Source organism: Pseudomonas sp. WS 5079 (genome assembly GCF_012985465.1).
In the GTDB taxonomy this organism is placed as follows: Bacteria; Pseudomonadota; Gammaproteobacteria; order Pseudomonadales; family Pseudomonadaceae; genus Aquipseudomonas.
On the sequence record NZ_JAAQWN010000006.1, the window covers coordinates 332090 to 345981 of the forward strand.

At 61.0% G+C, this 13892-nt stretch carries 13 protein-coding genes and 1 riboswitch; of the genes, 7 read left to right on the forward strand and 6 right to left on the reverse strand.

Features of this window, described 5'->3' with window-relative positions; all coding sequences use genetic code 11:
- Window positions 1-110: 110 nt before the first annotated feature.
- The gene (gene tkt, locus HBO05_RS18120) at window positions 111-2108 is read right to left on the reverse strand and encodes a transketolase (protein ID WP_169953622.1); all 1998 of its coding nucleotides are present in this window, start codon (window positions 2106-2108) and stop codon (window positions 111-113) included.
- Between the two features lie 273 nt (window positions 2109-2381).
- Here tkt and HBO05_RS18125 point away from each other — a divergent pair, with 273 nt between their 5' ends.
- From HBO05_RS18125 to HBO05_RS18145, 5 genes are all read left to right on the forward strand, one after another.
- Window positions 2382-3377 (forward strand): metalloregulator ArsR/SmtB family transcription factor, encoded by a 996-nt coding sequence (locus tag HBO05_RS18125; protein ID WP_170057597.1) that lies wholly within the window; start codon window positions 2382-2384, stop codon window positions 3375-3377.
- Between the two features lie 19 nt (window positions 3378-3396).
- Window positions 3397-4587, forward strand: a complete 1191-nt coding sequence (gene metK, locus HBO05_RS18130) for a methionine adenosyltransferase (protein ID WP_170042170.1) — start codon at window positions 3397-3399, stop codon at window positions 4585-4587.
- Window positions 4588-4838: 251 nt separating this feature from the next.
- Window positions 4839-5186 (forward strand): DUF1090 family protein, encoded by a 348-nt coding sequence (locus HBO05_RS18135; protein WP_070993955.1) that lies wholly within the window; start codon window positions 4839-4841, stop codon window positions 5184-5186.
- A 95-nt stretch (window positions 5187-5281) separates the two neighbouring features.
- Window positions 5282-6964, forward strand: a complete 1683-nt coding sequence (gene ligB / locus HBO05_RS18140; protein WP_172313616.1) for an NAD-dependent DNA ligase LigB — start codon at window positions 5282-5284, stop codon at window positions 6962-6964.
- Window positions 6965-7043: 79 nt separating this feature from the next.
- Window positions 7044-7439 carry a DUF1090 domain-containing protein gene (locus tag HBO05_RS18145; RefSeq protein ID WP_170042168.1) on the forward strand — a complete coding sequence of 132 codons (396 nt, stop codon included), beginning with the start codon at window positions 7044-7046 and terminating at the stop codon, window positions 7437-7439.
- An 18-nt stretch (window positions 7440-7457) separates the two neighbouring features.
- Here the strand turns inward: HBO05_RS18145 and HBO05_RS18150 are convergent, their stop codons facing one another.
- Entirely contained in the window at window positions 7458-7907 is a 450-nt protein-coding gene (locus HBO05_RS18150) for a cytochrome c (protein ID WP_169953612.1), read from the reverse strand.
- A 127-nt stretch (window positions 7908-8034) separates the two neighbouring features.
- Between HBO05_RS18150 and HBO05_RS18155 the strand changes: the two genes are divergently transcribed.
- Window positions 8035-9216, forward strand: coding sequence for an MltA domain-containing protein (locus HBO05_RS18155; RefSeq protein ID WP_169953610.1), 1182 nt, complete (start codon window positions 8035-8037; stop codon window positions 9214-9216).
- Between the two features lie 102 nt (window positions 9217-9318).
- On the opposite strand, the gene HBO05_RS18160 is transcribed toward HBO05_RS18155, so the two are convergent.
- The 4 genes from HBO05_RS18160 to HBO05_RS18175 all read right to left on the reverse strand — a co-directional run bounded on the left by HBO05_RS18160 (window position 9319) and on the right by HBO05_RS18175 (window position 12018).
- Window positions 9319-9705 carry an MAPEG family protein gene (locus HBO05_RS18160; protein ID WP_057960859.1) on the reverse strand — a complete coding sequence of 129 codons (387 nt, stop codon included), beginning with the start codon at window positions 9703-9705 and terminating at the stop codon, window positions 9319-9321.
- 31 nt (window positions 9706-9736) lie between these two features.
- Complete coding sequence (locus HBO05_RS18165) at window positions 9737-10570, reverse strand: EamA family transporter (protein WP_169953608.1); 834 nt, start codon at window positions 10568-10570, stop codon at window positions 9737-9739.
- 74 nt (window positions 10571-10644) lie between these two features.
- Complete coding sequence (locus HBO05_RS18170; RefSeq protein ID WP_169953842.1) at window positions 10645-11532, reverse strand: formate/nitrite transporter family protein; 888 nt, start codon at window positions 11530-11532, stop codon at window positions 10645-10647.
- An 87-nt stretch (window positions 11533-11619) separates the two neighbouring features.
- Entirely contained in the window at window positions 11620-12018 is a 399-nt protein-coding gene (locus HBO05_RS18175; RefSeq protein WP_029297383.1) for a hotdog domain-containing protein, read from the reverse strand.
- Window positions 12019-12216: 198 nt separating this feature from the next.
- Window positions 12217-12324: riboswitch (S-adenosyl-L-homocysteine riboswitch) on the forward strand.
- A gap of 21 nt (window positions 12325-12345) precedes the next feature.
- On the opposite strand from HBO05_RS18175, the gene ahcY reads away from it, so the two are divergent.
- Complete coding sequence (gene ahcY, locus HBO05_RS18180; protein WP_169953606.1) at window positions 12346-13755, forward strand: adenosylhomocysteinase; 1410 nt, start codon at window positions 12346-12348, stop codon at window positions 13753-13755.
- The last annotated feature ends 137 nt before the right edge of the window (window positions 13756-13892 follow it).

Sequence of the window (13892 nt, forward strand, 5' to 3'; positions counted from 1 at the left end):
CAATATGTTCCATCGCTATCGCGGGCAAGCCCGCTCCCACATTAGACCGCGATCCAAATGTGGGAGCGGGCTTGCCCGCGATGGCGCCAGTACAGACAACGCAGACTGACTTAGTCTTCCAGCAGTTCTTCAGCCTGACCCAGGATGTTTTCCAGGGTGAAACCGAACTCTTCGAACAACGCTGGCGCCGGCGCCGACTCACCATAGGTAGTCATGCCGATCACGCGACCTTCCAGGCCCACGTACTTGTACCAGTAGTCGGCGTGCGCCGCTTCAATGGCGATACGCGCGCTGACCTGCAACGGCAGGACCGATTGCTTGTAGTCCGCGTCCTGGGCTTCGAACACGCTGGTGCACGGCATGGACACAACGCGCACGTTACGGCCTTGGGCAGTCAGCTTGTCGTAGGCCTGAACGGTCAGGCCCACTTCGGAACCGGTGGAGATCAGGATCAGCTCCGGCTCGCCGATGCAGTCCTTGAGCACGTAGCCACCACGGCTGATAGCGGCGATCTGCGCGTCGGTACGCGCCTGGTGCTGCAGGTTCTGGCGGGAGAAGATCAGCGCCGAAGGGCCGTCCTTGCGCTCGATCGCGTGCTTCCAGGCCACGGCCGATTCCACCGCGTCGGCTGGGCGCCAGCAATCCAGGTTCGGCGTGGTACGCAGGCTGGTCAGTTGCTCGACCGGCTGGTGCGTCGGGCCGTCTTCGCCCAGGCCGATGGAGTCGTGGGTGTAGACGTGGATCACGCGCTTCTTCATCAGCGCCGCCATGCGTACGGCATTGCGTGCGTATTCCATGAACATCAGGAAGGTCGCGCCGTAAGGCACCAGGCCACCGTGCAGGGCAACGCCGTTCATGATGGCGCTCATGCCGAACTCGCGCACGCCGTAGTACATGTAGTTGCCGCTGGCGTCTTCAGCCGAGACACCTTTGCAACCTTTCCACAGGGTCAGGTTGGAACCGGCCAGGTCAGCCGAACCGCCAAGCAGTTCAGGCAGCAGTGGGCCGTAGGCATTCAGCGCGTTCTGGCTGGCTTTGCGGCTGGCGATGGTTTCGCCTTTGGCGGCCACTTCTGCGATGTACTCATCGGCCTTGGCCGAGAAGTCCAGCGGCAGGTCGCCATTGAGGCGGCTCATCAGCTCATTGGCCAATGCCGGGAATTGGGCGGCGTAGGCTTCAAAACGCTGGTCCCACTCGGCTTCAGCGGCGCGGCCGGCTTCCTTGGCGTCCCACTCGGCGTAGATATCAGCCGGGATTTCGAACGGGCCGTAGTTCCACTTCAGCGCTTCGCGGGTCAGGGCGATTTCCGCGTCACCCAGTGGGGCGCCGTGGCAATCTTCCTTGCCTTGCTTGTTCGGCGAACCGAAGCCAATGGTGGTCTTGCAGCAGATCAGCGTCGGCTGCTCGCTTTTGCGCGCCGTTTCGATGGCCGTCTTGATCTCTTCCGGATCGTGGCCGTCAACATTGCGGATGACCTGCCAGTTGTAGGCTTCGAAACGCTTTGGCGTGTCGTCGGTGAACCAGCCTTCGACTTCGCCATCGATGGAGATGCCGTTGTCATCGTAGAAAGCAATCAGCTTGCCCAGGCCGAGGGTGCCAGCCAGGGAACTGACTTCGTGGGAAATGCCTTCCATCATGCAGCCATCACCCAGGAACACATAGGTGTGGTGGTCGACAACGTTATGGCCTGGACGGTTGAACTGCGCCGCCAGGACTTTTTCGGCCAGGGCGAAGCCCACGGCGTTGGCCAGGCCTTGGCCCAGGGGACCGGTGGTGGTCTCGACGCCAGGGGTGTAGCCGAATTCCGGGTGGCCCGGGGTGCGGCTGTGCAGTTGGCGGAACTGCTTGAGGTCGTCGATGGACAGGTCGTAGCCGGTCAGGTGCAGCAACGAATAGATCAACATCGAGCCATGGCCGTTGGACAGCACGAAGCGGTCACGGTCGGCGAACGAGGGGTTGCTCGGGTTGTGTTTCAGGTAGTCACGCCAAAGTACCTCGGCGATATCCGCCATGCCCATCGGGGCACCGGGATGGCCGCTGTTGGCTTTTTGCACGGCATCCATGCTGAGGGCACGAATGGCGTTGGCACGCTCACGACGGCTGGGCATCGCTGATCTCCTGAGGATATTGAATCGAGAGTGAATAAAAGAAACGGAAAAAAGGACCGGCATTTTCCCTCAGCCAAGGCCTTAGGGGCAATGACAGATACCGACATATGTAGGTTTTTCCTGTGGTTTGGACTGCATTGGCAGCAAGAACACTTCCCGCCGTTCGTCTAAAGGTTATAGCGCCTGCTTATAACCACCGATTATCGACCAATATCAAAACTTTTTGATATTGGCCTTGCGAGGATTTGACCTCATCACTAGACTGCTGGCCTTATGAACTTACCTGCGCCTTCCATTCGCCCCGACGACTGCGATGAGCTGGCGGCCCTGTGCAAGGCCGGCGGCGATCCGCTGCGCCTGAATGTATTGCGCGCCCTGGCCAACGACTCGTTTGGCGTATTGGAACTGGCACGGATCTTTGCCATTGGCCAGTCCGGCATGAGCCATCACCTGAAAGTGCTGGCCCAGGCCGACCTGGTGGCCACCCGCCGTGAAGGCAACGCGATTTTTTACCGTCGTGCCCTGCCCCACACCGACTTGCTGGGTGGCAAGCTGCACGCTGCATTGCTCGACGAAGTGGACAACCTGGCCCTGCCGGCTGACGTCCAATCGCGGATCGCACAGGTCCACGGGCAACGCGCCGCCGCCAGCCAGGACTTTTTCTCACGGGTGGCGGACAAGTTTCGCGCCCAGCAGGACCTGATTGCCGGGCTGCCTCAATACCGCGAAAGCGTGTTGGCGCTGCTCGACAAACTGGGCTTCAGCCAGGCTGCCACGGCGCTGGAAGTCGGCCCGGGCGATGGCGGGTTCCTGCCAGACCTGGCACGCCGCTTCCACCAGGTGACGGCGCTGGACAACAGCCCGGCCATGCTGGAACTGGCGCGCCAGCTGTGCGAGCGCGAGCACTTGGGCAACGTCAGCCTGCGGCTGGCCGATGCCTTGAATGATGTAGGGCTGCAAGCCGATTGCGTGGTGCTGAACATGGTCTTGCACCATTTCGCCGCCCCGGCCGATGCCCTCAAACAAATGGCCGGTCTGCTGCAACCGGGCGGCAGTCTTTTGGTAACCGATTTATGCAGCCACAACCAGAGTTGGGCCAGGGAGGCCTGCGGTGATCTATGGTTGGGGTTTGAACAGGACGATCTGGCCCGTTGGGCCACCGCTGCGGGACTCGTTCCCGGGGAAAGCCTCTATGTAGGCTTACGTAATGGTTTCCAGATTCAGGTCCGCCACTTTCAGCGGCCAACTGGCGACACTCACCATCGGTAAATATCAGGAAAACATCGAGATGAGCGAATATTCCCTTTTCACCTCCGAGTCCGTGTCTGAAGGGCATCCGGACAAAATCGCCGACCAGATTTCTGATGCGGTGCTGGACGCCATCATTGCTGAAGACAAGTTCGCCCGCGTGGCGTGCGAGACGCTGGTGAAAACGGGCGTGGCGATCATCGCCGGTGAAGTCACCACGTCGGCCTGGGTCGACCTGGAGCAGATCGTCCGTGACGTGATCACCGACATCGGCTACACCAGCTCCGACGTCGGCTTCGACGGCGCGACCTGCGGCGTGATGAACATCATCGGCAAGCAGTCGCCCGACATCAACCAGGGTGTGGACCGTGCCAAGCCAGAAGACCAGGGCGCCGGCGACCAGGGCCTGATGTTCGGCTACGCCAGCAACGAAACCGACGTACTGATGCCTGCGCCGATCACCTTCTCCCACCAGTTGGTCAAGCGCCAGGCCGAAGCCCGTAAATCCGGCCTGCTGCCTTGGTTGCGCCCGGACGCCAAGTCCCAGGTGACCTGCCGTTACGAAGGCGGCAAAGTGGTGGGCATCGACGCCGTGGTGCTGTCGACCCAGCACAACCCGGAAGTCTCCTACAAAGACCTGCGCGAAGGCGTGATGGAGCTGATCGTCAAGCACGTGTTGCCTGCCGAGCTGCTGACCAAGGACACCCAGTTCCATATCAACCCGACCGGCCAGTTCATCATTGGTGGCCCGGTAGGCGACTGCGGCCTGACCGGTCGCAAGATCATCGTCGACAGCTACGGCGGCATGGCCCGTCACGGCGGTGGCGCGTTCTCCGGCAAGGATCCATCCAAGGTTGACCGCTCGGCCGCCTACGCCGGTCGTTATGTGGCCAAGAACATCGTTGCCGCCGGGCTGGCCGAACGCTGCGAGATTCAGGTGTCCTACGCCATTGGTGTGGCCCAGCCTACGTCGATCTCGCTGAACACCTTCGGCACCGGCAAGATCAGCGACGACAAGATCGTCAAGCTGGTGCGTGAGATTTTCGACCTGCGTCCGTACGCAATCACCACCATGCTCGACCTGCTGCACCCGATGTACCAGGAAACCGCGGCCTACGGCCACTTCGGCCGTACCCCTGAACTGAAGACCGTCGGCGACGACACCTTCACCACGTTCACCTGGGAAAAAACCGACCGCGCCGACGACCTGCGCACCGCTGCCGGCCTGTAATCGCAGCACGTAGCACCCAAGGCCCCGCCGGGTATTCCCGGCGGGGCTTTTTGTTGCGCTTTTTTACAGGCACCGATGAGCACGCGACGGCGAACCTGGCAAATAGTTCACATTTATTGGATCCAAACCTTGCAGGCAAAATGATGGCCCACTAGAATCCGCGCCCTCCCGAGCGCTCAACCACATTGGATATTGCATTGCGCCCGCTCGGGACAGCCAAGTGCGCAGGCAATCGAACATTGAGGTTTTTCATGCGTATTTCCACGTTCGCCCCTGCCGCCGTCCTGTTCAGCCTGTTCGCCCTGCCAGTGCAAGCCGCTGACCTGAGCGGCCTGACTGGCGCCCTGACTTCCCAGTTGGGCGGCGCAACCGGCAACTGCGAAAAACAGAGCCAGGAGCTGCAAGCCAAGGTCGATGCCGCCAAAGCCAATGGCGAAGACCTGAAAGTGAAGGCCATGCAGGCTGCACTGGATCAGGTAAACAAAGGTTGCAAAAAAGTCGGCGAGTCCCAGGGCAAGCTCGACGAAGCCTCGCAAAAGCAGCAGGCCAAGGCAGACAGCAACGACACCGTGAAAGCCCTGGGCGGTCTGTTCAAGTAAGCAGAAACACCCGGTAAAAAGCCTCGCGCCTGCGGGGCTTTTTTATGGGCGTCTGCCTGCTTTAGGCTGGCCCCCCCTTCAGAGCAAGGATGCTCATGATGCCGCCACGCCTGCTGACCTACCTGCTGTTGATGCTCTTCCCTCTCATCGCCTGGGCGCAGGGCTGCCCGGACTGGCCACTGAACAAGGCCCAGGACGAAATAACCGCTCTGCAACGGCAAATCGGCCTGTGGGATGACAGTTACCATCGGCTCGGCCAATCCCTGATCAGCGACGAGCTCTACGATCAGGCCCGCATACGCCTGGAGCAATGGCGGGGTTGCTTCGCACAGGCACCGTCATCTGCCGACAACCCCCTGTCCAGCGCGCGCGGCACTGTTGCCCACCCAGTCGCGCATACAGGCCTTGAGAAGCTGGTCAACGACCGCGCCGTGGCAGACTGGATCAGCACACGCCGCGACCTGTGGGTACAACCCAAGGTCGATGGTGTGGCGGTGACCCTGGTCTATCGCGCAGGGCGCCTGGTCCAGGTCATCAGCCGCGGCGACGGCCTGTTCGGCCAGGACTGGACCGCCTCGGCCCGCAACATTCCAGGCATCGTGCAACAGCTGCCCGAGGCCATCGACCTGCTCTTGCAGGGCGAGCTGTATTGGCGCCTGGGCGCCCACATACAAGGGGAGACGGGCGGCATGAATGCCCGCAGTAAAGTCTCCGGGCTGATGAACCGCCAACATCTGAGCGACGCCGACGCCGCAGGTATCGGCCTGTTTGTCTGGGCCTGGCCCCATGGGCCGGCGGACCTCAAGCAGCAGTTGGACAGCCTCGCACGCTGGGGTTTTGGCGATAGCCAGCGTTACAGCCAGCCCATCGACACCTTCGAACAGGCACGGCACTGGCGAACTTTCTGGCATGAACATCCATTGCCCTTCGCCACTGATGGCGTGGTGCTGCACCACAGCCAGCGCGCCCCGGCCGAACGCTGGCAGGCCAGTACGCCGTATTGGGCTGTTGCCTGGAAATACCCGGTCATCAAAGCCCTGGCCCATGTTCGCCATGTGCAGTTCAAAATCGGCCGCACCGGCCGTATCACTCCGATCCTGGAACTGGACCCGGTGCTGCTCGACGACCGTCAGATCAAACGCGTCAGCATCGGCTCCTTGAAGCGCTGGCAGGAATTGGATATCCGCCCAGGCGACCAGGTGTCCATCAGCCTCGCCGGCCAGGTGATCCCAAGGCTCGACCAGGTCATCCTGCGCAGCTATCCACGGGTCGATGTCGCGGTGCCGGTAGCCAGCAATTTCCATCACCTGAGCTGCTGGCAATTGGCCCCGGCCTGCGAGGAGCAACTGCTGGCCCGGCTGACCTGGCTCAGCGGCAAGCAAGGGCTGGACCTGCCACACATTGGCCGCGAGACCTGGAATAGCTTGATCCAGGCCGGGCAAATCAGTGGTTTGGTGGATTGGTTGAACCTTGATGAGACAGAGCTTGCTACCATTGACGGATTCGGCGACCGCAGCAGTGCGCGCCTGCTTGCGAGCCTGCAAGTGGCGCGCCAGCGACCGTTCGCGCAATGGCTGATGGCGCTTGGGGTTCCACCTACCGCCCGCAATAACCTGGCGGGCGGCTGGCATGCCCTGGCTGCGCGAGACACTCAAGCCTGGCAGGCCGAAGCAGGAATCGGCCCGGGGCGCGCGGCGCAATTGAGCGCCTTTTTTCGCGACCCCCAGGTGGTGGCTATGAGTGAAACACTGCGGGCTGCCGGGATAGATGGCTTTTAGTCTCGACCCGCCAATTTAATCGGTGCCAGCAGAAATCATCCTGCCCACCTTACAACGATCTGTTTACTTTGGAGTTTCCATGAAATTTCTTGCACCGCTTGCCCTGTTGACCGTTACCAGCTTCCTCGCCACGCCATTGCTGGCTGCCGAGACAGCCCCGCAACTGACCGGTTGCGCCGCCAAGCGCCAGGCCATCAGCCTGCAGATCGAACAAGCCAAGGCCCACGGCAACAGTGAGCAACAAGCCGGCCTGGAAAAAGCCTTGAGCGAAGTCACCGCCCACTGCACCGATGCCTCCCTGAAAAAGGAACGCGAGAACAAGGTGCTGGACGCCAAGCACGAAGTCAGCCGCCGTCAGGCCGACCTCGACAAGGCCATGAAAAAGGGCGACTCCGAGAAGATCAACAAGCGTAAGGACAAGCTCGCCGAATCGCGCAAAGAGTTGCAGCAAGCTCTCGACGACCTGGACAAGTAAGGCGCAGCCAATCGAGCCTCAATGGTCGCGAAACTGCTTATGACAGGCGCTGCAGGCATCTTCGACTTTCTGCACCGCAGGCTTCAGGTCACTGGCTTTGTAAGGCTGCACCTGGCTGGCGATCACCAATTCACCGGTGGCCGCCTCAAGGTTGCGCGCCAGTTCCTGGAACTGGGCCTGTTTTTGCCATACGTCGTCCTTGGCGCTGGTGTGATCTTCTTCGCGCACCGTTGGAAAGTGCTTCCACGGCTCATGGGACAAAGCGTCAAGCTTGACCGCACCTTCGGCAAATTTGGCCCCGTCGAACGGGATGCGGCCACGCAGCATGCCGCCCAGGTCTTCGCCCGTCTTGAGCATCTGCTTGAAGATGGCCTTGCGCTGGCCCAATGGCGAGTTCGGGTCAACGCCACCGCAAGCGGTCAGCGTCAGGCAGGCCAGCAATACAACAGTCAGTTTTTTAAAAGTCATGGTGGCTCAGGGTTACGGGAAACGGCGGCCAGTATCCTCGCCCCGCCCGCAAAGACCAATAGCCCTATTAATAATATGGATGCTTGCGCCGCACCCTGCGCAGGCAATCGCCTTGGGAATTACTTGCATGAATAACCTGTTTAACCCCTGGAGCCGCCGGCTGGCATGGGCTCTGCCGATGATCGCACTACTCGCCGGATGCGACGGCGGCAACGCTCCGGCACCCAAACCTGAGCCAGAAAAACCCCATGCTGTGGCGACCTACGTCAGTGCCACCTGGGAAGACCTGCCGGTGGTTTCGGACAGCGACCTGCAAGCTGGCTTCGAATCCTGGCGTAGTGCCTGCCAACGCCTGAAGAACGATCCGGTGTGGGGCGCCACCTGCGCTGCAGCGGTCAATGTGCCGGGCAATGCCGGGGATATCCGTGGCTTCCTCAAGCAGCAGTTGGACGTCTATGGCTTGCGCTCGGCGGACAACACGCCCAATGGCCTGATCACCGGCTATTACGAACCGGTCTACCCGGGCAGCCTCACCGAAACCAAGACCGCCCACGTGCCGGTGTTTGGGGTGCCGGACGACCTGATCATCGTCAACCTGGAAAGCATCTACCCCGAACTCAAGGGCAAACGCCTGCGCGGGCGCCTGGAAGGCCGGGTACTCAAGCCCTATGACGATGCCGGCACCATCAACCAGCAAGGCTCCAGTGCCAAGCCTATTGCCTGGCTGACCCACCCGATGGACCTGCAATTTCTGCAAATCCAGGGTTCTGGCCGCATCCAGCTGGCTGACGGTCGTCAGTTGCGCGTGGGCTATGCCGACCAGAACGGCTTCCCGTATCGCCCTATCGGCCGCTGGCTGGTGGAGCAAGGCGAGTTGAAGAAAGACGAAGTGAGCATGGGCGCGATCAGTGCCTGGGCCAAGGCCCATCCTGAGCGGATCCCGGAACTGTTGGCGAGCAACCCCAGCTACGTCTTCTTCAGCACCCGCCCCGACAGCAATGAAGGCCCGCGCGGCTCGCTGAACGTGCCGCTGACCGCCGGCTACAGCGTGGCCGTGGACCGCAAGGTCATCCCGCTGGGCAGCCTGTTGTGGCTGTCGACCACCCGCCCCGATGGGGCGCCGGTCGTACGGCCGGTAGCGGCCCAGGATACCGGCGGCGCGATTGTCGGCGAGGTACGTGCGGACCTGTTCTGGGGCACCGGTGATGCGGCGGGCGAGTTAGCCGGGAACATGAAGCAGCAGGGCCAGATCTGGATGTTGTGGCCCAAGGGTACCGCGCTGCCTCAAGTGCCGGATGCGCCTTTGTAGGAACCGGCTGGCCGGCGATGGCGGTTTGAAATCCGACATCGCGGGTGCACGTGCTGGCGTCATCGCTGGCAAGCCAGCTCCCACAAGGGCTGGCTGCGTGCCTTAGATCGAGACGAAGAAGAAACTCGCAATCAACGCCATGCCCACGAACCACACCAGCGAACGCAAGATCGCCCAGTCCGCCAGGTAGCAGATGATGTACAGCAGGCGGCTGGTGATAAACAGCACCGCCAGTACGTTGATGGTCACCAGTTCCGCGTTGCCGGCCAGGTGGGCAATGATCACCGCAGCGGCAAACGCCGGGGTCACTTCGAAGCTGTTGAGCTGTGCACTATGGGCGCGCTTGGCGAAGCCTTCGAGGGTTTCGAGGAAGGCCCGGGGGTCATGGTTCTGCCGGGGGCCGAACTTGCCACCACTGAACTTGGCCACGCCGGTACACAGGTAAGGCAGAAAAATTGCGATCAACACACACCAGAAAGCGACAGTCATCACTCATTCCTTTTTTAGTTTTATCCGCTGGTTAGAGTTTCATCACGAGCATGCCGATCAGTACCAACCCACAGGCTAAGAGCCGGGAGCGGCCGAAAGGTTCTTTCAGGTAACGCATGCCGAACAACACCACCAGGATCACGCTGACTTCCCGCAGCGCGGCGGCCTCGGCAATCGAGCCCAACTGCATGGCCCAAAGCACCAGAGCGTAGCTCAACAACACGCACAATCCCACGCTCAGCCCCAACCGCCATTGTGTGCGCCAGAACAGGCTGAACGCCGCACGCTTGCGCACCATGGCCAACAATGGAAACGGCCAGGCGCTGAGCAGGGTCACCCAGACCAGGTAGTCCAATGGGTGCGACCAGCGCCGCAGCGCCTGACCATCGAGGAAGGTATAGCAGCCGATGCACAGGCCGATCAGCGCCACCACCGGCAACATCGACCACGGCAACCGATCCCCACCACCGCCATGCCACAACAGGCACAACATGCCGAGCGGGATCAGCAGGATGCCGACAATCTGCTGGGTACTGAGTACCTCCCCGGCAAACACCAGGGTCAACGCCAGCACCACCAGCGGCGATAAGCCGCGCATCAGCGGATACACCAACCCCAGGTCACCGACGCGGTAGGCCTGGATCAGCAGGTAGCGGTAGAGCAACTCGAACAGCGCCGAGGCGATGATCCACGGCCAGATTTCCAAGGGCGGCAGCGACACAAATCCTACCGCCAATAGCACAAACAGCAGCGCAACGCTGTCCATGCAGGCGATCACCAACAGGCGTTCGCCGCTGAATTTGATCAAGGTGTTCCACGTCGCATGCAACAGTGCCGCTATCAGTACCAAGACTGTCGCAAGCAATGGAACCTCCTGTAAGTGATTCGTGATGTGTCAGCACATACATATACCAAATACCGCGCTGGCACACACTGGCCTCACTGATCCTTGTCGATCCGCTGCGGATGCCTCGGGTCCGCCGCCTTTTTGCCCGGCAGGCTGCCTTCGCTGCGAATCTGAGCATGGCTGATCAACGCAAAGATAAAGCTGCCGCCGATGATATTGCCCGCCAGGGTCGGCCCGGCAAATACCAGCCAGAAGTCCTTCCACGGTAGCTCGCCGGCAAATACCAGGTAGGACACTTCCGCCGAACCGACGACGATGTGGGTGAAGTCGCCCAAGGCCATCAGGTAGGTGATCAGGATAATGATCCACATCTTGGCGCTTTCCATGGACGGGATCATCCACACCATGGTGGCGATCATCCAGCCGGAGACGATGCCCTTGGCGAACATCTGGCCCGTATCGTTTTCCATGATCTTGCGCCCGATTTCGAGGAAGGCCTGGTCGGTCTTGGTGTCGAAGATCGGCAGGTGCAGCATCACATAAGCCACCAGCAAGGTGCCGCAGAGGTTGCCCACCAGCACCACCGTCCACAGCCGCAACAGGCGCCCGGCATTGCCCAGGGTCGGCTTGCTCATCACCGGCAGCACGGCGGTCAGGGTGTTTTCGGTGAACAGTTGCTGGCGCGCGAGGATCACTGCAAGGAAGCCTGCGCAGTAGCCAAAGCTGGCAATCACCTTGAAGCCTTCGCCGTCGGGCAGGCGTGAGTTGAGCAGCCCCATGGCCATCAATGACAGGCCCATGGTCAGGCCGGCGGCCAGCGCCGACCACCACAGCGCCGCTACGCTGCGCTCCAGCTCCTGGTCGCCCTGGGTGCGGATGATTTCATGCAGCACCGCCGCCCGGGGTGGCTGGTTCTTGTCCACATCCTGCTGTTCTTCCTGCGACAGGTTGGGAGTCTTGCCGTCTTTTTGCGTGGCCATGGGCGTACCTGAACGTTGGGTGACGATGTTCAGGTACGACCTGCCAGTCATCACCAGCGTTCAATGGCCACTTGCTTATACGGAGGGTTACTCGCTGTCGTCCTGGAACTGGTCTTTGACGTACTTGATCTCGGTACGACCATGGGGTGCCGGCAGGCCGTCTTCGCCGAGGTTGACGAAGACCATTTTTTCTACGGTGAGGATGCTCTTGCGCGTGATTTTGTTGCGCACTTCACAGGTCAGGGTGATGGAGGTGCGGCCAAACTCGGTGGCGGTGATGCCCAGCTCGATGATGTCGCCCTGGCGCGAGGCGCTGACAAAATTGATCTCGGAAATGTACTTGGTCACCACGCGCTGGTTGCCCAGTTGAACGATGGCGTAGATCGCCGCTTCTTCGTCGATCCAGCGCAGCAGGCTGCCACCGAACAGGGTGCCGTTGGGGTTGAGGTCTTCGGGTTTTACCCATTTGCGGGTGTGGAAGTTCATGTTCACTCCAAAGCGTCTTGCGAAATGATGGCCAACATCATGGCAGAGCGCCGGCCCAAGCTCTATGAGCCATTGCCTATCAGTGTCATGAGCGATCTTCATGACCCCGACAGAAAGGCTTGGGAAGTCAGGCGCAGGCGGCTATAATCGCCACCGCTTCAAAACGGTCATCTGTGATTGATACCGTTCTCCCGCCACCTGTCCGAGGGGCGCTGCAGCAGGCCCTGGCCTGTCAGGCTCGGATGGGGCGTTGCCCAGCCGGGTTGTCCTGGTTGGATACTAAACGCACAACGGCGCCCATTCGCACACTACGAATGGAGGCTCTTCATGAGCGCTGTAATCACGCCTGCAGGTTTTACCGACTACAAAGTCGCCGATATGTCCCTCGCTGCCTGGGGCCGTCGCGAAACCTTTATCGCCGAATCCGAAATGCCTGCCCTGATGGGCCTGCGCCGCAAGTACGCCGCTGAGCAGCCGCTCAAGGGCGCGAAGATTCTCGGCTGCATCCACATGACCATCCAGACTGCCGTGCTGATCGAAACCCTGGTTGCCCTGGGTGCCGAAGTGCGCTGGTCGTCCTGCAACATCTTCTCGACCCAGGACCAGGCCGCTGCTGCCATCGCCGCTGCCGGCATCCCTGTCTTCGCCTGGAAAGGCGAGACCGAAGAAGAGTACGAGTGGTGCCTGGAGCAAACCATCCTGAAAGATGGCGCGCCTTGGGATGCCAACATGATCCTCGACGACGGCGGCGACCTGACCGAGCTGCTGCACAAGAAGTACCCGCAGATTCTCGACCGCGTCCACGGTGTGACCGAAGAGACCACCACCGGCGTACACCGCCTGCTGGACATGCTGGCCAAGGGCGAGCTGAAAATCCCGGCCATCAACGTCAACGACTCGGTGACCAAGAGCAAGAACGACAACAAGTACGGCTGCCGTCACAGCCTCAACGATGCGATCAAGCGCGGCACCGACCACCTGCTGTCGGGCAAGCAAGCCCTGGTGATCGGCTACGGTGACGTGGGCAAGGGTTCGTCCCAGTCCCTGCGCCAGGAAGGCATGATCGTCAAGGTCTCCGAAGTCGACCCGATCTGCGCCATGCAAGCTTGCATGGACGGTTTCGAAGTGGTCTCGCCGTTCATCGACGGCCAGAACGACGGCACCGAAGCCAGCATCGACAAGGCCCTGCTGGGCAAGATCGACCTGATCGTGACCACCACCGGTAACGTCAACGTCTGCGATGCGAACATGCTCAAGGCCCTGAAAAAGCGCGCCGTGGTGTGCAACATCGGGCATTTCGACAACGAAATCGACACCGCTTTCATGCGCAAGAACTGGGCATGGGAAGAGGTCAAGCCTCAGGTACACAAGGTTCACCGTACGGGCAGTGGTGATTTCGACCCACAGAACGACGACTACCTGATCCTGCTGGCCGAAGGCCGCCTGGTTAACCTGGGCAACGCCACTGGCCACCCAAGCCGCATCATGGATGGCTCGTTCGCCAACCAGGTACTGGCGCAGATCTTCCTGTTCGGCCAGAAGTACGCCGACCTGTCGCCAGCCCAGAAAGCCGAGCGCCTGACCGTGGAAGTACTGCCGAAGAAACTCGACGAAGAAGTGGCCCTGGAAATGGTCCGCGGCTTCGGCGGCGTCGTGACGCAACTGACCAAGACCCAGGCCGACTACATCGGAGTGACCGTCGAAGGCCCGTTCAAGCCGCACGCCTACCGCTACTAAGTAACCGGCTCTCTCCCTGCTGGAGCGGGCTTGTGTGGGAGCGGGCTTGCTCGCGAATGCGCAGTGTCAGTCGAAGCAGTAACGACTGGCACACCGCTTTCGCGAGCAAGCCCGCTCCCACATTGACGGTGTATGTC

Excerpts from the sequence above, each read along its gene's own strand:
- tkt (WP_169953622.1), bottom strand. The coding sequence starts at position 2,108 with ATGCCCAGCCGTCGTGAGCGTGCCAACGCCATTCGTGCCCTCAGCATG.
- HBO05_RS18125 (WP_170057597.1), top strand. The coding sequence starts at position 2,382 with ATGAACTTACCTGCGCCTTCCATTCGCCCCGACGACTGCGATGAGCTG.
- metK (WP_170042170.1), top strand. The coding sequence starts at position 3,397 with ATGAGCGAATATTCCCTTTTCACCTCCGAGTCCGTGTCTGAAGGGCAT.
- HBO05_RS18135 (WP_070993955.1), top strand. The coding sequence starts at position 4,839 with ATGCGTATTTCCACGTTCGCCCCTGCCGCCGTCCTGTTCAGCCTGTTC.
- ligB (WP_172313616.1), top strand. The coding sequence starts at position 5,282 with ATGATGCCGCCACGCCTGCTGACCTACCTGCTGTTGATGCTCTTCCCT.
- HBO05_RS18145 (WP_170042168.1), top strand. The coding sequence starts at position 7,044 with ATGAAATTTCTTGCACCGCTTGCCCTGTTGACCGTTACCAGCTTCCTC.
- HBO05_RS18150 (WP_169953612.1), bottom strand. The coding sequence starts at position 7,907 with ATGACTTTTAAAAAACTGACTGTTGTATTGCTGGCCTGCCTGACGCTG.
- HBO05_RS18155 (WP_169953610.1), top strand. The coding sequence starts at position 8,035 with ATGAATAACCTGTTTAACCCCTGGAGCCGCCGGCTGGCATGGGCTCTG.
- HBO05_RS18160 (WP_057960859.1), bottom strand. The coding sequence starts at position 9,705 with ATGACTGTCGCTTTCTGGTGTGTGTTGATCGCAATTTTTCTGCCTTAC.
- HBO05_RS18170 (WP_169953842.1), bottom strand. The coding sequence starts at position 11,532 with ATGGCCACGCAAAAAGACGGCAAGACTCCCAACCTGTCGCAGGAAGAA.
- HBO05_RS18175 (WP_029297383.1), bottom strand. The coding sequence starts at position 12,018 with ATGAACTTCCACACCCGCAAATGGGTAAAACCCGAAGACCTCAACCCC.
- ahcY (WP_169953606.1), top strand. The coding sequence starts at position 12,346 with ATGAGCGCTGTAATCACGCCTGCAGGTTTTACCGACTACAAAGTCGCC.